Source organism: Streptomyces sp. NPDC102451 (assembly GCF_044765485.1).
Classification (GTDB): domain Bacteria; phylum Actinomycetota; class Actinomycetes; order Streptomycetales; family Streptomycetaceae; genus Streptomyces.
Window position 1 is genome coordinate 24,620 of sequence record NZ_JBIWKD010000027.1, and the last position, 18,040, is coordinate 42,659.

Annotated in this window: 15 protein-coding genes; 9 read left to right on the forward strand and 6 right to left on the reverse strand. The window is 71.3% G+C overall.

Features of this window, described 5'->3' with window-relative positions:
- The first annotated feature begins 3 nt into the window (after positions 1–3).
- The 8 genes from ACIRD8_RS35425 to ACIRD8_RS35460 all read left to right on the forward strand — a co-directional run bounded on the left by ACIRD8_RS35425 (position 4) and on the right by ACIRD8_RS35460 (position 8,935).
- The gene (locus ACIRD8_RS35425; RefSeq protein WP_404001154.1) at positions 4–2,106 is read left to right on the forward strand and encodes an iron ABC transporter permease; all 2,103 of its coding nucleotides are present in this window, start codon (positions 4–6) and stop codon (positions 2,104–2,106) included.
- Between the two features lie 74 nt (positions 2,107–2,180).
- Complete coding sequence (locus tag ACIRD8_RS35430; protein ID WP_404001156.1) at positions 2,181–3,314, forward strand: peptidase C39 family protein; 1,134 nt, start codon at positions 2,181–2,183, stop codon at positions 3,312–3,314.
- Positions 3,315–3,507: 193 nt separating this feature from the next.
- A complete protein-coding gene (locus ACIRD8_RS35435; RefSeq protein WP_404001159.1) occupies positions 3,508–4,665 on the forward strand; it encodes an MFS transporter in 1,158 nt (385 codons plus the stop codon).
- The gene (locus ACIRD8_RS35440) at positions 4,662–6,986 is read left to right on the forward strand and encodes a molybdopterin oxidoreductase family protein (RefSeq protein ID WP_404001162.1); all 2,325 of its coding nucleotides are present in this window, start codon (positions 4,662–4,664) and stop codon (positions 6,984–6,986) included. The genes ACIRD8_RS35435 and ACIRD8_RS35440 overlap by 4 nt, the downstream gene beginning before the upstream one ends.
- A gap of 7 nt (positions 6,987–6,993) precedes the next feature.
- The gene (locus tag ACIRD8_RS35445; RefSeq protein ID WP_129263968.1) at positions 6,994–7,596 is read left to right on the forward strand and encodes a 4Fe-4S dicluster domain-containing protein; all 603 of its coding nucleotides are present in this window, start codon (positions 6,994–6,996) and stop codon (positions 7,594–7,596) included.
- Positions 7,593–8,288 carry a ubiquinol-cytochrome c reductase iron-sulfur subunit gene (locus ACIRD8_RS35450; RefSeq protein ID WP_404001165.1) on the forward strand — a complete coding sequence of 232 codons (696 nt, stop codon included), beginning with the start codon at positions 7,593–7,595 and terminating at the stop codon, positions 8,286–8,288. Before ACIRD8_RS35445 ends, ACIRD8_RS35450 begins: the two co-directional genes overlap by 4 nt.
- Complete coding sequence (locus ACIRD8_RS35455; protein WP_404001168.1) at positions 8,285–8,689, forward strand: hypothetical protein; 405 nt, start codon at positions 8,285–8,287, stop codon at positions 8,687–8,689. Before ACIRD8_RS35450 ends, ACIRD8_RS35455 begins: the two co-directional genes overlap by 4 nt.
- A 21-nt stretch (positions 8,690–8,710) precedes the next feature.
- Positions 8,711–8,935 carry a hypothetical protein gene (locus ACIRD8_RS35460; protein ID WP_404001171.1) on the forward strand — a complete coding sequence of 75 codons (225 nt, stop codon included), beginning with the start codon at positions 8,711–8,713 and terminating at the stop codon, positions 8,933–8,935.
- Between the two features lie 115 nt (positions 8,936–9,050).
- Here the strand turns inward: ACIRD8_RS35460 and ACIRD8_RS35465 are convergent, their stop codons facing one another.
- From ACIRD8_RS35465 to ACIRD8_RS35485, 5 genes are all read right to left on the reverse strand, one after another.
- Positions 9,051–9,611: an RcpC/CpaB family pilus assembly protein gene (locus ACIRD8_RS35465; protein ID WP_404001174.1), complete on the reverse strand. Its 561-nt coding sequence runs from the start codon at positions 9,609–9,611 to the stop codon at positions 9,051–9,053.
- A gap of 160 nt (positions 9,612–9,771) precedes the next feature.
- Positions 9,772–10,620, reverse strand: coding sequence for an S-methyl-5'-thioadenosine phosphorylase (locus ACIRD8_RS35470; protein WP_404001177.1), 849 nt, complete (start codon positions 10,618–10,620; stop codon positions 9,772–9,774).
- Positions 10,621–10,708: 88 nt separating this feature from the next.
- On the reverse strand, positions 10,709–11,068 hold the full coding sequence (locus ACIRD8_RS35475) for an FmdB family zinc ribbon protein (protein ID WP_404001179.1): 360 nt from the start codon (positions 11,066–11,068) through the stop codon (positions 10,709–10,711).
- 66 nt (positions 11,069–11,134) lie between these two features.
- Positions 11,135–12,415 (reverse strand): MFS transporter, encoded by a 1,281-nt coding sequence (locus ACIRD8_RS35480; protein WP_404001181.1) that lies wholly within the window; start codon positions 12,413–12,415, stop codon positions 11,135–11,137.
- Positions 12,416–12,730: 315 nt separating this feature from the next.
- Positions 12,731–14,284 (reverse strand): potassium/proton antiporter, encoded by a 1,554-nt coding sequence (locus ACIRD8_RS35485; RefSeq protein ID WP_404001183.1) that lies wholly within the window; start codon positions 14,282–14,284, stop codon positions 12,731–12,733.
- Between the two features lie 346 nt (positions 14,285–14,630).
- Between ACIRD8_RS35485 and ACIRD8_RS35490 the strand changes: the two genes are divergently transcribed.
- Positions 14,631–17,375, forward strand: a complete 2,745-nt coding sequence (locus ACIRD8_RS35490) for a penicillin acylase family protein (protein ID WP_404001185.1) — start codon at positions 14,631–14,633, stop codon at positions 17,373–17,375.
- Here the strand turns inward: ACIRD8_RS35490 and ACIRD8_RS35495 are convergent.
- Positions 17,372–17,953 carry a 5-formyltetrahydrofolate cyclo-ligase gene (locus tag ACIRD8_RS35495; RefSeq protein WP_404001188.1) on the reverse strand — a complete coding sequence of 194 codons (582 nt, stop codon included), beginning with the start codon at positions 17,951–17,953 and terminating at the stop codon, positions 17,372–17,374. The genes ACIRD8_RS35490 and ACIRD8_RS35495 overlap by 4 nt on opposite strands.
- Positions 17,954–18,040: the final 87 nt, after the last annotated feature.

An 18,040-nucleotide genomic window follows, 5' to 3' on the forward strand; every position in this document is an offset into this window, starting at 1 on the left:
GAAGTGAGCACAGCGCGGACATCGGCACTCCGAGGGCAAGCGCTGCCGCGCGCCGGGAGCGGCGGCGGCCCCACCGGAGTGGCCGTCCTGGCCCTCCTTCTCGTCGCCACCGTCCTGGTGGGCATGTGGCACCTGACGCAGGGGACATCCGGTGTCGGCGTCGGTGACCTGGTGCGGTACCTCGGCGGGGAGCGGGAGAGCACCGGTGGGGCGCCGGTCGGTGAGATCCTCACCGGCTCGCGCCTGCCGCGCCTGTTCGCGGGGGTGGCGGTGGGCATCGCCCTCGGCGCGGCCGGGGCGCTGCTCCAGTCCGTCACGCACAACGCGCTCGCCTCCCCCGACACCCTCGCGGTCACGGCCGGGGCCTACTTCACGCTCTCGCTCGTCGCCGCCTTCGGCCTCGCCGTGCCGCTCTGGGCGTCGGGCGCCGTCGCCTTCGCCGGCGGCCTGGCGGCGGCCGCGCTCGTGCTGCTCCTCGCGGGCCGCGCCGCCGGCACCACGGGCACCCGCCTGATCCTCGCCGGATCGGCGACGGCGTTGGCCCTGGACGCTGCGACCGCGATGGTCCTCATCCTGTTCAAGGAGAACACCACCGGTCTCTTCGCCTGGGGGAGCGGTTCGCTCGCCCAGATCAACATCGACGCGTCGATGCGCGCCTTCCCCCTCGTGGCCGTGGTGCTGTGCGCCGCCCTGGCGCTGTCCCGCAGGCTCGATGTGATGAACCTCGGCGACGACGCCGCGTCCACCCTCGGTGTGCCGATCCGGGCCACCCGTGTGATCGCCGTGATCTGCGCGGTGGTCCTGACCGGCACGGCCGTGACTCTCGCGGGCCCGATCGCCTTCGTCGGCCTCGGTGCCCCGGTGTTCGCCCGGCTGATCGCGGGACGGGTCCGGGCGCTGCGCCGGCACATCTTCCTGGTGCCCGCGGCCGGGCTGCTCGGCGCGCTGCTCATCCTGCTCGCGGACGCCTCGCTGCGCGCGGTGCAGGGCGCGGACGGGGCCGCGTCCATCCCCACCGGTGTGCCGACCGCGCTGCTTGGCTCCGTCGTGATCGTGATCCTCGCGCTCCGCCTCCGTGACACGGGCCGGCTGCGGCAACCACCGCACGCCCGGGTCGCCGCACGGTCCCGCCGCGCCTTCCTGCTCGTCGTGTTCGGCGCGGTGGCACTCCTGGCCGCGGCCGCCCTCGTGGCGGTCCTGGCGGGAAGCCTCTGGCTGCGGACGGGGGACATCGCGCTCTGGGTCCAGGGCACCGCCCCGGGCCTCATCGGGCAGGCGCTCGACGACCGGGTCCCGCGCGTGCTCGCCGCGATCCTCGCCGGGGCGGCCCTCGGCCTGGCCGGATGCGTCGTACAGGGTGCGGTACGCAATCCGCTGGCGGAGCCGGGCGTGCTCGGCATCACCGCGGGCGCCGGGCTGGGTGCGGTGGCCATCGTCACCTCGGACCTGCCCGGCGGGCGGCCGCTGCTCATCGCGGCCGCCGTCGTGACGGGACTCGCCACGTTCGGGCTGATCGCCCTGCTGTCCTGGCGCGGCGGCTTCCTGCCCGACCGGTTCGTACTGATCGGCATCGGCTGCGGGTACGGCATCAGCTCCATCACCACCTTCCTCCTGCTGCGCGCCGACCCGTGGAACACGCCCCGGATCTTCACCTGGCTCTCCGGCACGACCTACGGGCGTACGTTCCCCGACGTCGTACCGGTCGCGGTGGCCCTGGCGCTCGCGCTTCCCGTGCTGCTCGCCATGCGCAGCCACCTCGACCTGCTCGCCGTCGACGAGGACACCCCGCGCGTCGTCGGCGTCAGGCCGGAACGCACGCGTTTCGCCGCGCTGGCCATCGCCGCGGTGCTAGCGGCACTCAGCGTGATCGCTGTCGGGGTCGTCGGCTTCGTGGGGCTCGTCGCCCCGCACCTCGCACGGTCGCTGGTGGGCGCTCGGCACGGGCGGTCGATCCCGGTCGCGATGCTGCTCGGCGGGGTGCTGGTCTGTGTGGCCGACGCCCTCGGCCGCACGCTCGTCGCACCTGCCCAGGTGCCCGCGGGCCTCATGATCGCCCTGGTCGGCGCCCCGTACTTCGTCTGGGTGCTCCGGCGGTCCCGCGCATGACGCCGGACGCCGGCGCGCCCACGCCGGGCGGCGTCCCCTCCCTCACCCCTCCGACCCGTAAGGAGCGCCCCAGAATGCCCTCACCGCAGTCACCGCAGTCACCGCAGTCACCGCAGTCCTCGTCGTCTCCGCGGTCCCGGCAGGAAACGGCCGTGACGAGCGTCGTCGTCCCGTTCGAGCCCGACACGTCGCCGACCTCGCTGGGGCGGCTCGGGCGGCTGGGGCGCGAGGTGCCGGAGCGCTGGCACACGGTCGACCGCTCCGCCCACGCCCCCCACATCGTGGTCGTTCCGGGTGACGACGGCGCGGACCCGGTCGCTGCCGCGCTCGTGACGGCGCGCCCGCACACGGCCTATCTCAAGATCGTCGACGCGGTCGGTGATGTGCCGGCAGCCGTCCGGGCCGTCGTCGCGCACGCACGTGACCGAGGGCTCGTGCAGGTCAAGTGGGAGGGATGGACGGCGACCCCGGAGGCCGCCGCTGCCGCCGGCTTCGCCCCGATGCGTCCTCCGCTCGCACCGGCGGAGGACGGGGCGGGGCCCGATGCCGGTTACGTTCGCTGGCTGGGCGAGGGCCCCGGCACCGAGCCCCCGTACTACGGGCAGACCACGCACTTCACCTGCGGCGCCGTCACCGCTCTGGTCGCGCAGGCGCACGCGGGGGCCCTTCCGCGGGAGGCGCTCGACCGTGAGGCGGAGCTGACGCTGTGGCGTGACGCGACCAACTTCCCGTCGTGCGAACCGGTCGGACTGGGCGTCGCCGTGCGCCGGGCGTGGCCGTCGTCGCCCGTCACGGTCCACCTCGACACGGACCGGCCGGTCCTGCTCGACCACTTCCCGGAGAAGGAACAGGAGTGGCGTGCCCTGCTCCAGCGCACGTCGCGTACGGAGGCCGGACGGACCGGCGTCCCGGTCGACCCGGGACATCTCTCCCTGGCCGCGATCCGGAGCGCGCTCGACCGGCGGGAGCACGTGCTGCTCCTGGTCTCGCTCGCCGGGATGCTGGGGTTCGACGTGCCGCACTGGGTGCTCTGCCACGGCGTCGTGCCGGGCGCCGTCGTGATCGAGGACCCGTGGGCCCAAACGGTCGCCGGGGACACCTGGGTCGACGCCCATCTGCTGCCGGTCACCGACTCGTCGCTCGACACGATGTCGGTCCTCTCGGCGGACCGCTTCCGCGGCGCCGTGGTGGTCGGCCGCCCGCAGTGACGCGCCGCGACCCCGGCCGTGGCCGGACCGGTCGACGCGTAGCCTCCGCGACCCGGGCCCGTAGCCGCTGCGGCCCGGGGCCGCCGCGGCCTCGGCCCGACCGAGCCGGTGGCGCGGGCCACCTGGGCGACGCGCTCACACCATAGAGGCATATAACGGGACCAAACGCCTATCGCGGCCCTACGGTGGCCGGGTGACCGAGCCACCAGAACCCGCCGCAGCCGAGCAGCCCGAGACCGATGCCCGCACCGGCACGACCGGTGGGACGGCCGGCCGGCCGACCGGACAGGGGCCCAACGTCGTCGCGAGGGCCGCCGGGCGCCTCCCGCGCTCCGTCTCCGGACGCGCGGCCCTGGCCGGTGCCGTCGTCTCCTGCCTGCTGATCCTCGCGATCGTGTTCGGCAGCCGCCTGCTGCACGACTTCGACTCGGCGCTGCTGCCGTACGCCGTCGCCACCGTCTTCCTCGCCTTCGGGGTCGCCTACCGCTACACGGTCTGGGTCTCGGCCCCCGGGGCCCGACGGCTCTTCAAGAACGGCTGGCGCAGCCTGTTCTCGACCGAGAACTTCCGCAGGACTCCCACCGCCCTGCCGAAGATGATCGCGACCTATCTGGGCTTCCAGAAATTCCTCGGCGCCCGCTCCCACGCCCGCTGGGCCGCCCACCAGCTGATCTTCTGGGGCTGCATCCTCGCCGCGCTGATCACCTTCCCGCTGACCTGGGGCTGGTTCACCTTCACCTCCGACAGCGGCGCGGGGCCCGGCTACGCGATGCGCATCTGGGGCATCAAGGTCCTCGGCTTCGACTCGCTGAGCTTCATCGGCTGGGTGATGTTCCACGGCCTGGACCTCGCGGCCGTACTCGTCATCCCCGGCGCGGGGTACTTCCTCTGGCGCCGCATGAAGGACCGCGGGGCCATCACCGGACAGCGGTTCGCCTACGACATGGTGCCGCTGCTCGCACTGATCGTCATCTCCGTGACCGGTCTGCTGCTCACCTTCTCCTCGATCTTCCTGCACGGCGGAGGCTACGAGTTCCTGGCGATCCTGCACATGGTGTCGGTGGTCTTCACCCTCATCTACATCCCGTTCGGGAAGTTCTTCCACATCGTGCAGAGACCGGCGGCGGTCGGCATGCAGCTCTTCAAGTACACCGGGCGCCAGGACGACGAGATCTTCGCCTGCCGCCGCTGCGGGGAAGCCATCGACACCGGCCCGTACGTCGAGAACCTGCGCGGCACCATGCGTGACCTCGACCTCGGCTTCGACGCCTGGGCCGAGTACTGCCCGCGCTGCAAGCGGGTCCTGCGCGGCAACGCCTATCTCACCCAGGTCAAGAAGGGTTTCAAGTGACCGCGGACCCACGCGCAGCCGACGGCCGTACCGTCGTCCCCCTCGACCCCTCGCTCGCCCCTCCGGGCACCCGGGGCTTCCGGGACGCGGGCGGCATTCCGGCCGACCAGTGGCACGCCGACCAGAACGGAGAGACGCTCGTCCCCACCCACTGCTGCTTCTGCGGTGTCCAGTGCGGGATGTATCTCCGCGTGGACCGCGGCGGCAAGGTCTTCGGCGTGGAGCCCCGCAACCACGACATCAACCGCATGCGGCTCTGCCCCAAGGGCATCAACGCCTACCAGCAGGTCAACCACCCGGACCGGCTCACCGCCCCCCTCATGCGCCGCTCCCGCGACGAGGAGCTGCGGGAGGTCTCCTGGGACGAGGCGCTCGACTTCACCGTCTCCGAGATCAGGCGCATCCAGCAGGAGCACGGGCGGGACGCCTTCGGTGTGCTCGGCGGGGCCAGCCTCTTCTCCGAGAAGACGTATCTGGTGGGCAAGTTCGCCCGGGTCGCGCTGAAGACCAAGCACGTCGACTACAACGGCCGGCTCTGCATGGTCAGCGCTGCGGGTGCCAACAAGCTCGCCTTCAACATCGACCGGGCCGGCAACCCCTTCTCCGACATCCTGCTCACCGACTGCCTGCTGCTCGCCGGGGCCAACGTCGGCGAGTGCTTCCCCGTGCTCACCCAGTACGTCTGGGGGGCCCGGGACCGCGGCGCCACCCTGATCGTGGTCGACCCGCGTGAGACCGCGGTCGCGCGCACCGCGGACATTCATGTCGCGCTCAAGTCGGGCACGGACTCCGCCTTCTTCAACGCCGTGCTGAACGTCATCATCGAGGAGGGCCTCACCGACGAGGCCTACCTTGCCGCCCACGCCACCGGCTGGGAGGAGGTCAAGGCCAACGTCGCCCAGTACCCCCCGTCCCGCGCCGCCGCGATCTGCGGGATCCCCGCGGAGCAGGTCGTCCAGGTCGCCCGCGCCTTCGCCCGCGCCCCCAAGGCCATGGCCTTCCACGCCCGGGGCATCGAGCACCACACCCAGGGCGTCGAGAACTGCCTCAGTGTGATCAACGTCTGCACCGCCACCGGCCACATCGGCAAGCCCGGCGCCGGCTACGGCACCCTCACCGGCCAGGGGAACGGTCAGGGGGGCCGTGAGCACGGCCAGAAGGCCGACCTCCTCCCCGGCGGGCGCTCGATCCTCAACGAGGAGCACCGCCGGCAGATCTGCGAGATCTGGGGCATCGAGGAGTCCGAACTCCCGGCCGCCGGAACCTCGATGATGGAAATGGTCTGGCAGATGCAGCGCCAGGAGATCCGCGGCCTGATCGGCATCTGCAACAACCCCTTCGTCTCGCTCCCCAACTACGCCGTGGTCAAGGAGGGGTACGACACCACCGAATTCCACGCCCAGTTCGACTTCTTCCTCTCCGAGACCGCCGCCAACGCCCACGTCGTCTTCCCCGTCACCATCTGGGCCGAGGACGAAGGGGTGATGGCCAACGCCGAGGCGCGCGTCGTCAAGCACAACAAGGCCCAGGAACCGCCCTCCGGGGTGCGGACCGACACCTGGGTGATGTGCGAGATCGCCCGCCGCCTCGGCGCCGGGGACAAATTCGCCTTCGGCAGCTCCCGCGAGGTCTTCGACGAGCTGCGCAGGGCCTCCGCGGGCACCGTCATCGACTACTCCGGCATCACCTACGAGCGGCTCGAGGAGACCGGCGGGATCTCGTGGCCCTGCCCGTCCACCGATCACCCCGGCACCCCCCGGCTGTTCGAGGACGGCACGACCTACCACACCGACGGCAAGATCCATATGCAGGTCGTCGAGTGGCACCCTCCGGCGGACCCGTACGACGAGGAGCACCCGATGACGCTGACCACCGGACGCACCGTCGCCCATTTCCTCTCCGGCAACCAGACCCGCCGGCTGGGCGCGCTCGTCGAGCAGACCCCGCGGCCCTGGGCCGAGGTCCACCCCTCCCACGGATTCCGCAACGGCGAACCCGTCCGCGTCGTCACCCGGCGCGGCAGCGAGGTCTTCCCCGCCCTGGTCACCGAGGCGATCCGGCCCGACACGGTGTTCATCCCCTACCACTGGCCCATCCCGACAGCTGCCAACGCACTCACCATCGACGCCCTCGACCCCCGCTCCAAGATCCCCGAGTACAAGGTCTGCGCCTGCCGCATCGAGCACGCCGAGGCGATCGACGAGGTCCCCGCGCCACCGGTCGCCCCCGGCCACGTCGCCTACCCCGAGACCCAGGTCTCCCGCACCGACCCGCTGCCGCCGACGGCCCCGCAGGGCCGCGGCACCTCGGAAAGGAGCTGATGCCCCGATGATGGGCAGAACGATGTTCATCGACCCGGGGCGTTGCATCGGCTGTCAGGCCTGTGTCTCCGCCTGCCGGGAATGCGACTCGCACCGCGGCAAGTCGATGATCCACCTCGATTACACCGACGAGGGCTCCTCCGTCGCCTCCCTTCCCACGGTCTGCATGCACTGCGAGGACCCGGTGGCCCCCTGCGCCGAGGTCTGCCCGGCCGACGCGATCCTGGTCACCGCCGACGGCGTCGTGCAGCAGGCCGACACCACCCGCTGCATCGGCTGTGCCAACTGCGTCAACGCCTGCCCCTTCGGCGTACCGAAGATCGACCTCCAGGCGAAGCTGCAGCTGAAGTGCAACCTCTGCTACGACCGCACCGCCTACGGACTCGCCCCCATGTGCGCCACCGTCTGCCCCACCGGCGCCCTCTACTACGGCACCATCGAGGAGCTCCAGGCGGAACGCCCCGGTGTGCAGGTCGCCGACACGTTCGTCTTCGGCGAGAGCGAGGTCCGCACCGGCGTGGCCATGGTCGTGCCCGCGGAGCGCGTCCAGTGGCCGGTCCCCGGCGGACTCCCCGTCGTCGAGATCAACGGTAAGGACGTCCGTCGATGAGCGTCACCGAACAGCAGCAGCCGGGCCCCGACCACGGCTCCGGAAGCGACCCCCGTGAAGCGCTGCAGGACCGGATCGCCGCCGACTCGCTGACCACCCGGCGCGACTACCTCCGGATCGTCGCCACCGTGTCCGGCGGCCTCGCCGTCGGCGGTCTGGCCGTCGCGGGCGGCATCCTCCACCGGCACGGCGAGACGGAGGACGGGAAGGCACCGCCCCCGAAGCGGATCGCCGCCCAGCTGCCGCCCGGCGAGTCCCTCGCCTTCCGCTACCCCGGCGACGAGGACCGGGCGGTCGCCGTGCGGATGGACGACGGCACCCTCGTCGGCTACTCCGCCGTCTGCACCCACCTGGCGTGCGGAGTGCTCTGGCGCAAGGACCGCGGTACGGAGGGCGAGCTCTACTGCCCCTGCCACGAGGGAGTCTTCGACGCCCGCACCGGTGAGGTCACAGCCGGCCCGCCGCCCCGCGGACTGCCCAAGGTGGCGCTGACCGAGCTGGAGGACGGGAGCGTCTGGGCCGTCGGCACCACCCGCTCGGGGGAGAGCATCGAGGAAGGGCTCTGCCGCCAGCTCGCCGAGGACCGCCCGGATCTCGCCGAACGGATCGGCTGCCCCGGCACCGGGGGCGGCGCGGAGGCGCCACCCGCGCCGGCCACGTCCGGCGCCGCGTCCACCGGGAGCCGGTCATGACCGAACCCATGGACCCGGTCGAGCCGCCCCGGCCGCCCCGCCCCTCCGGAACGGCGTACCCCGACTACCACCCCGGCAGCGCGCGGGCCGAGCTGAACCGCCCCCTCCACGAGCGCTACCCCCAGATCCGGCCCACCAGCGGCTACGCCGACCCCCGGGTGCGCCACACCGGCCCTGGGCCCGGGGCGGGATCGGAGCAGGAACCCGAGCGGTCCGCGAAGCTGACGGCCCGGCTGGTGCTCGCCATGAGCGTCGTCGTCGGACAGCTGTGGGCGCTGACCGAGGTCGTCAACGTCTGGATGGAGGGCGACACGGGCACGGCCTGGTGGGGCGCCGGATTTCTGTGCCTGTCGTTCCTCGTCGTGCTCGGGCTGTGGCTGCTCGACCCCAAGGATCGCTGAGCTCCGCCGTACCCTGGACCTATGAGTACCGCCCCCGCCTCCGGACCGCGAGAGACGAAGCCCCCGGAGCCCCAGCAGAGGCCTCCGCAGGAGTCCAGGTCCGAGCCGTCGGCTCTGGTCTTCGACGATCCGCTGGACCGGCAGTCCGCGGACGACACGGACCAGGGGTGGGGCGAGCGGGCTCCTGCCGGCAGCGCGTCCGAGCTGGCCCGCTTCCTCGACGAGAAGCCGCCCCACCACATCTGACACCGGCGGTCGGCGACGGGGCCCGTCCCTGCGGACAGGGCCCCAGACCTGACCCCGCCGGGTGACCGGCACATCCCGGACCTCCTGCGGCACCTCCAGCATCCCCGTTCGCCCCCTATCCGGCACGGGACACCGCCACCGAGAGCAGCCCCGACGCACCGGCACCCGCCAGGGCCGCGGCGGTGTTCCGCTCCACGGCCAGGACCACCAGGGCGCCGTGCCCCATGCCCGCCCCGCCGTCGGCCTCCGGGAACGGCGCCTCCCCCTCACCCGCACCGCGTGGAACCTCCGTCACCCGTACGTTGCGTGCCACCACGTCGGCCCCGGACTCCCCGTTGACCGCGGCGATCACATCGACGCGGTCGCCCGGCCGCAGCAGCCCGACCGTCGCCGCGTCGGCGATCCGCACCGGAGCGGACACCAGACGTGGGGCGGCCCGATCGAGCCCCGGCGGCCCGCCCCCGGCGACGGCCGCCGCGCCTCTCTCACCGCTCAGCCCCGAAGCGGCGAGCACGGCGGAGGCCAGCGCGAAGCCCACCGCCAGCGCCCTGCGCTGCCCGCGCAGCGCCCGCCGCAGCCGCCGCCCACCGCCGCCCCGTACGCGCAGGGGTCCGAAGAGCGGGACCCCGCAGGGTGCGGGAGGTGCGGGACGTGTATCGGGCACCGAGGGGAACATGGCCAACACCACCTGCCGTGAGGGGAGTCCCGCGGGAGACCCCGCCGAACTCCCCTCACGATCCACCCTCCACGAAGATCCCGCCCGGCCCTGTGGACAACCCCGGCGATGTGGACAACTCCGCCACCCGTACGAGTCGACGCGGCCCCCCAGGAGCCGCCTACGGCAGCTCGATCCCCGTCTCGACCCCGTCCAGCGCATGCGCGCAGACGCAGTCACGGCCGTCGTTCGAAGGCAGCGCGGCCACCGCGTCGAAGAGCACCGACCGCAGCCGGTCCACATTGGCCGCGAACACCTCCAGCACCTCCGTGTGGCTGACGCCCTCACCGGCCTCGGCCCCCGCGTCGAGGTCCGTCACCAGCGTCAGCGTCGTGTAGCAGAGGTTCAGTTCACGGGCGAGAACCGCTTCCGGATGGCCCGTCATCCCGACGACCGACCAGCCCATCGCGGCGTGCCAGCGCGACTCCGCGCGGGTCGAGAAACGCGGGCCCTCGACCACGACCAAAGTCCCGCCGTCCACCGGCTCCCAGTCGCGACCGCGCGCCGCCGCCAGGGCCGCCTTACGGCCCTCGGGGCAGTACGGGTCGGCGAAGCCGAGGTGCACCACGTTCGGCCGGCTCCCGTCGGCCAGGGGCTCACCGTCGTAGAACGTCTGCGTGCGGGCCTTGGTGCGGTCGACCATCTGGTCCGGTACGAGCAGGGTGCCCGGACCGTACTCCGGTCGCAGGCCGCCGACCGCGCACGGGCCGAGCACCTGGCGTACGCCCACGGAACGCAGGGCCCAGAGGTTGGCGCGGTAGTTGATCCGGTGCGGCGGGAGGTGGTGGCCGCGGCCGTGGCGCGGGAGGAACGCCACCCGGCGGCCCGCGAGCTCACCGAGGAAGAGGGAGTCGCTCGGCGCTCCGTACGGGGTGTCCACCTGGATCTCGGTCACGTCCTCCAGGAAGGAGTAGAAGCCCGATCCGCCGATGACACCGATGTCCGCCGTACCCGTTTCCGCATTCACCATGCGATCACACTAACGGGACGCGCACGGCCAGGACCCCGCCGAGTCGATCAGCGGGGTCCGGTGGAACGTGTGGTGCGGGTGCGTGGCCTCAGGCGGCCGACGTACCGCTCGACGACGTGGAAGAAGCCGAGGAGGAGGACGACGCAGCCGAGGCGGCCGGCTTCGCGTCCGCCTTGGACGAGGACGACGACGAGGACGACTCGGACGACTTGGCGGACGAGTCCGACGTCTTCGAGGACGACGACGTGGCCGGCGTGCTGCTCGACGAGGAGCCGCGGCTGTCGTTCCGGTAGAAACCGGATCCCTTGAAGACGATGCCGACGGCCGAGAACACCTTCTTGAGGCGTCCCTCGCAGTTCGGGCACACGGTCAGGGCATCATCGGTGAACTTCTGCACCGCTTCGAGGCCCTCGCCGCATTCGGTGCACTGGTACTGATAGGTCGGCACTTGCTCCTCCTGGCACTCTCACTCAATGAGTGCTAACGACGCTCCATACTGACGTATTCCGAGCGATCAGTCCACCGTGACCGGCTCGCGGTGACCGATCCCACGTGCCACCGTCCGCCCCGCGGCCCTCGGCGTCAGCCGTGATCGCAGGCTCAGCAGGGTCGCCAGGGCCATCGCCGTACCGCCCAGCGGGACCACGAAACCGGTGCTCGCGCCGTGGGCGTCCGCGAGCTGACCGGCCACCGTGACGGCCGCCGCCTGGCCGAGCGCCACGGCGCCCGTCAGCCAGGTGAAGGCCTCGGTCCTGGCGGACGCGGGCACCAGCGCCTCGACCAGGGTGTAGCCGCTGATCAGCGCGGGTGCGATGCAGAGCCCGACCAGCAGTCCGAGGCCCGCCAGCAGCGGTACGGAGTGCACGGCCCAGAGCCCGGACGCGGTCAGTGTCAGGGCCACGTAGCCGACGATCAGCCGGCGGCGCGGGCTGCTCTTCCAGGCGATGGCCCCGCAGGCGATACCGGCCAGCATGTTGCCGGCCGCGAAGACCCCGTACAGCAGCCCGTTCACGCCGGGCCGGCCGATCTCCTCGGAGAACGCCGTCAGGGAGACCTGCATGCCGCCGAAGACGGCGCCGATACCCAGGAAGGTGATCGCGAGGACCCGCACCCCGGGGACCGAGAGCGCCGAGCGGTGCGGCTCCGCCTCCGTGGCGGCGCCCCGGGGAGCGGGCTGGGTGGAGCGCTGCGCGGCGAACAGGGCACCGCCCAGCAGTGTCAGTGCCGCCTCGGCTATCAGTCCGGCCGCCGGGTGCACGCCGGTGCACAGCGCCGTCGTGAGCACGGGGCCGACGACGAAGGTGAATTCGTCCGTCACCGACTCGAAGGCGGCGGCCGTGCTCATCAGCGGGGAGGCAGGGCGTCCCGGGGCCGCACCGAGCCGGGCCGCCCAGCGGGCCCGCACCATCGGCCCGACCTGCGGGATGGAGGCACCGGTGGGAACCGCCGCCAGGAACAGCGCCCACAGGGGCGCGTCCGCGAGGGCGAGTGCCGTGAGGGCGCCGACGGAGGCGGCGTGGACGAGGACGCCGGGCAGGAGCACGGCGCGCTGGCCGAACCGGTCGGCGAGCCTGCCGCTCTGCGGCGCGAACAGCGCCATGGAGACGCCGGAGACGGCGGCCACGGCGCCCGCACTGCCGTACGAGCCGGTGGTGTGCTGGACCAGGAGCACGATGCCGATGGTCAGCATCGCGAAGGGCTGCCGGGCGGCGAAGCCCGGGAGGAGGAAGGTCCACGCACCCGGGGTGCGCAGCAACTGCCCGTAACCGGGGCGGTCGGAGACCGTGGACGCCACGGTCCATGCCTTTCTGCCGCCTGGTGGCCGTGCTCCCCGGGACGGTCCCGCACCGGGGTGCGGAAGGCGTGCGGGGGCTGCCGAGAGCTGTCCTCTTCGCGCGGGACTGCGGTAGATGCCGGGCGCTCGCTCCAGAGGCGAAGGACGCCACGACCGCCATACGGTCGCGCCAGCTCTGCATCAGACAGAGTTGGTCGATCAGGGTTGGTCGATCACGTTCACATCGAGTGGATCACAGGATCCGGTCCTTCATCTTACAGGCCTCGACCCCGGCACACCTGCGATTGTGTCCGGGGCACCCCTCGCCGCCTCCGCTCAGTGCGGAGCGCGGCTGTCGTCCGCCTTGTCACCCGTACGGCTCTCGTCGCCCTTGCCCAGCTTCCTGGCGAGCTTCGCGAGGTGCGGCATCTGCACCGTGCCGGTGTCCGGTCCGGCCTGCCCGCCCGTGCCGAGCCAGCCGGCCAGCTTGCCGCCCTGGCCGACCGCCCGCAGCCGGGCCTCCGCCGCGTCCCGCACCGGATCGGTCGCGACGACCAGCAGCTCGTCCCCGCGGCGCAGCACGGTCGAGGGCGCGGGGACGAAGCTCTTGCCGTCCCGTACGACGAGGGTGACCGCGGCCCCGGCGGGCAGCCGGAGCTCCGCGACCTCGACGCCGTGCATCTTGGACTTGTTGGGGACCGCGACGGACAGCAGATGGCCGCGCAGCCGTTCCAGGGGGGCCGACTCGATGCCGAGGTCGGCGGTCTCCGACGGGTCGTCGGAGATCTTGAGCGTCTTCGCCAGCCAGGGCAGCGTCGGTCCCTGGATCAGCGTGTAGACGATGACGAGCACGAAGACGATGTTGAAGACCCGGGTGCTGCCCTCGATCCCGGACACCATGGGGATGGTCGCCAGGATGATGGGGACGGCGCCACGCAGACCCGCCCAGGACATCAGGGCCTTCTCGCGCCGTGGCAGCCGGAAGGGCGCCAGGCTGATGAAGACCGACAACGGCCGGGCCACGGCGGTCAGGACGAGCCCCACGACCACGGCGGGCCAGAAGTCGGCGATCAGGTCGTGCGGGGTGACCAGCAGGCCGAGCAGGACGAACATGCCGATCTGCGCGAGCCAGCCGAGCCCGTCGGCGAAGCCCCGGGTGGCCGGCCAGTGCGGCAGCTTGGAGTTGCCGAGGATCATCGCGGCCAGGTAGACGGCCAGGAACCCGCTGCCATGCGCCATGGCACCCGCCGCGTACGCGGACACCGCGATGGCCATCACGGCGATCGGGTAGAGCCCGGACGCGGGCAGTGCCACATGACGGATCCCGAAGGCGCCGAGCCAGCCCACCGCGAGGCCGATCGCCGCACCGATGGCCAGCTCCAGGGCTATCTCGCCGACGAGTACGTACCAGTGCTCCACGGGGCCGACGGCGGAGAACGCCACCACGAGGATGACCACGGGGGCGTCGTTGAAGCCGGATTCGGCCTCCAGGACACCGGTGATCCGGGAGGGGAGGGGGACCTTGCGCAGGACGGAGAAGACCGCGGCCGCGTCGGTGGAGGAGACGACGGCCCCGATGATCAGGGCCTGCCGCCAGTCGAGGCCGACGAGGTAGTGCGCCGCGCTCGCGGTGACGCCCACGCTGATGCCCACGCCGATGGTCGACAGCACGGCTGCCGCCGGCAGCGCGGGTTTCACTTCTTTCCACTTCGTACCCAGGCCGCCCTCGGCCAGGATGACGACCAGGGCGGCGTAGCCGATCACCTGGGTCAGCTCGGCGTTGTCGAACTTGACGTCGAAGATGCCGTCCTGCCCCATGGCGATACCGATGCCGAGGTACAGGAGCAGGCTGGGGAGCCCGCTGCGGGACGAAATGCGTACGGCCGCCACGGCGACCAGCAGGACGAGCGAGCAGACGAGCAGAAGTTCGTTGAGCGCGTGGACAGTCAGGGTCCGTTCCTTCCCTGCGTAGGAGCATCCGGTAGTCGGAGGGCGGCGTCCCGGGGCTCCTTCTTCCGCCCACGGCTGCCGGATGCTCTGAGCCTTCCGGAACGTCCTCCGGCGGCCAGTACTTCGTTACCTTACCTAATCTTTAACGTTTTCTTGACGCCTTCGAGTGTTCGTACGAACCAGTGCGCAAATGGATGCATCCCCATACCGCGTCCGAGTGGCTTCTGCGGGGCGCCTATGGTTGCTCCTGCACTCCCAGGACCACCCTGCCCCTCGAAGGACAGCGATGCCCGCCAACACAACCGCCCCTTCCGGGTCTTCCGATGCGAAGAAGACCGGCAGGAAGAAGGGGCGACGCGCCCGCCTGTTCGTGATCGTCCTGGTGCTGGCGCTTGTCGCGGGTGTCGGATACGGCGCGTACTGGTCCGTTTCCACGGTCCGGGCCTCGTACCCGCAGACCACCGGCTCGATCGAGCTCAAGGGTCTGTCCGGTGACGTCGACGTCAAGCGCGACGACTACGGGATCCCGCAGATCTACGCGGACACCGACAGCGACCTCTTCCGCGCCCAGGGCTTCGTCCAGGCCCAGGACCGCTTCTGGGAGATGGACGTACGCCGCCACATGACGTCGGGCCGGCTCTCCGAGATGTTCGGCTCCGGCCAGGTCGAGACCGACTCCTTCCTGCGCACGCTGGGCTGGCGCAAGGTCGCGCAGGAGGAGTACGACACGGTCCTGGACGAGGACACCAAGAAGAACCTCCAGGCCTACACGGAGGGGGTGAACGCGTATCTGGACGGCAAGGACGGCAAGGACATCTCCGTCGAGTACGCGGCGCTCGGGCTGACCAACGACTACAAGCCCACCAAGTGGGACCCGGTCGACTCGGTGGCCTGGCTGAAGGCGATGGCCTGGGACCTGCGCGGCAACATGCAGGACGAGATCGACCGTTCGCTGATGACGAGCAGGCTCACCGAGAAGCAGATCAAGGACCTCTACCCGGACTACCCGTTCGAGAAGAACAAGCCGATCGTCGACCAGGGGGCGGTCTCCCCGGTCACCGGCAAGTTCGACCCGGAGGCCGAGCCGTCGGAGAACATCGGCTCGGGGACCGTCGAGGGCGCGACCGAGGGCCTGAACACCCAGCTCTCCGCGCTCTCCGACACCCTGGACGAGATCCCGGCGCTGCTCGGCCCCAACGGCACCGGCATCGGATCGAACTCCTGGGTCGTCTCCGGTCAGTACACGACGACCGGCAAGCCGCTGCTGGCCAACGACCCGCACCTGGCGCCCCAGCTGCCCTCGCTCTGGTACCAGATGGGGCTGCACTGCCGTCAGGTCTCGGCGTCTTGCCAGTACGACGCGGCGGGCTACACGTTCTCCGGGATGCCCGGGGTGATCATCGGCCACAACCAGGACATCGCCTGGGGCTTCACGAACCTCGGCGCCGACGTCACCGACCTCTTCCTGGAGAAGGTCTCGGCCGACGGCTACCAGTACGACGGCAGGACCCGGGCCTTCACCACCCGCAAGGAGACCATCAAGGTCGCGGGCGGCAGGAGCAGGACGATCACCGTCCGCGAGACCAACAACGGTCCGCTGGTCTCCGACCGCAGTGCCGAGCTGGAGAAGGTCGGCAAGAAGGCGCCCGTCACCACCTCCGCGCCCGACCGCGGCGAGGGATACGGGGTCGCCCTGAAGTGGACGGCGCTGAGCCCCGGCAAGTCCATGGACGCGGTCTTCGAGCTCAACCGGGCCAAGGACTTCACGACCTTCCGCAAGGCCGCCTCGCACTTCGAGGTGCCGTCGCAGAACCTCATCTACGCGGACACCGAGGGCAACATCGGCTACCAGGCGCCCGGCACGATCCCGGTCCGCCTCAAGGGCGACGGCACGATGCCGAGTCCGGGCTGGTCCCGCCAGTACGGCTGGGAGAAGGACCCCATCCCGTTCGACGAGCTGCCGTACGAGTACAACCCGGACCGTGGCTACATCGTCACCGCCAACCAGGCCGTCATCGACGACAGTTACGAGCACCTGCTCACCCAGGACTGGGGTTACGGCGCCCGCAGCCAGCGGATCAACGACCTGATCCAGGACAAGATCGACCGTGGCGAGAAGATCTCGACGGACGACATGCAGACGATGCAGATGGACAACCAGAGCCGCATCGCCGCCAAGCTGGTGCCCGAGCTGAAGAAGATCAGCATCTCGGACAAGAACGTCCGCGAGGCACAGAAGCTGCTGGAGGGCTGGGACTACACCCAGGAGCCCGATTCGGCTGCCGCCGCGTACTTCAACGGCGTCTGGCGCAACATCCTGAAGCTGGCCTTCGGCAACAAGCTCCCCAAGGAGATGCGGGCCGAGGGCGACTGCATCTACGTGAAGCCGGTCGCCGGCACCGGGCCGGTGGACGAGCAGGACAAGTCCGTACGCGAATGCGGTCAGCGCGACCCGGACGCGGCGCAGCCGGACGGCGGCGACCGCTGGTACGAGGTCGTCGAGAGCATCCTGGACGACCAGGACAACGAGTGGTGGAAGGCCCCGGCCCAGGGGCGCGAAGAGGCCATCGACAGCCGTGACGAGCTCTTCGCCCGCGCCATGGAGGACGCGCGCTGGGAGCTGACCGCCAAGCTCGGCAAGGACATGTCCACCTGGAGCTGGGGCCGGCTGCACCGGCTGACCCTGCGCAACCAGACGCTCGGCACCGAGGGCCCCGACCTCCTCCAGCGGGCCCTGAACCGGGGCCCCTGGGACCTCGGCGGCGGCGAGGCCGCGGTCAACGCGACCGGCTGGAACGCGGCGGGCGGCTACGAGGTCATCTGGGTCCCGTCGATGCGGATGGTCGTCAACGTGGGGGACTGGGACAAGTCCCGCTGGATCAACCTCACCGGCGCCTCCGGGCACGCGTTCAGCGCGCACTACACCGATCAGACCGACAAGTGGGTCGACGGTGAACTGCTCGACTGGTCCTTCGGGGAGGCAGCGGTGAAGGAGTCCACCGTCGACTCCCTGACGCTCAAGAAACCCTAGGCCCGGAAGCGCCGCGCTCCGGCGGGCGTGACCACGGCATCCACGGGGTGGTCGTGCGGTTCCTCAGGGACCAGCGCGACCACCTCGTCGTCGTACAGCAGGACGATCAGGGCGGGGTCCGCCCCGGCCGCCGCGAGCCGGGCCAGCACCCGGTCGTAGCTCCCTCCGCCGCGCCCCAGCCGCGTTCCCAGCCCGTCCACGGCCAGTCCGGGCAGCAGGACCGCGTCCGCGTCCAGGACAGCCTGCGGCCCCAGGCGTACGCCGTCCGGCTCCAGGAGGCCCCGGTCGGCGGGCACGAGGTGCTCCGCGCCTTCGAACACCGCCCAGTCCAGGTCGTTGTCCGCCATGAGCACCGGCAGCAGCACGCGTACGCCCCGCGCCCGCAGAGCGTCCAGGAGGACGTGCGTGCCTGGTTCGCGCCCCACGGACACATAGGCCGCCACCGTCCTGGCACCGGTCAGCTCGGGAAGATCCTGTGCGGCCGAGGCGAGAACCGTAGCGGCGTTTCTGACGTCTTCCGAGGCGAGAAGCCTTCGCGCGGCGAGCAGTTCGCGCCGCAGGGTGGTCTTTCGGGACATGTCATCGTTCAACGGGTGCTCACATGGTTCGCTTATGTGGATGTATGAGGACGAAGTTAACCGGACGCTCATCTTCCGCCCATACGC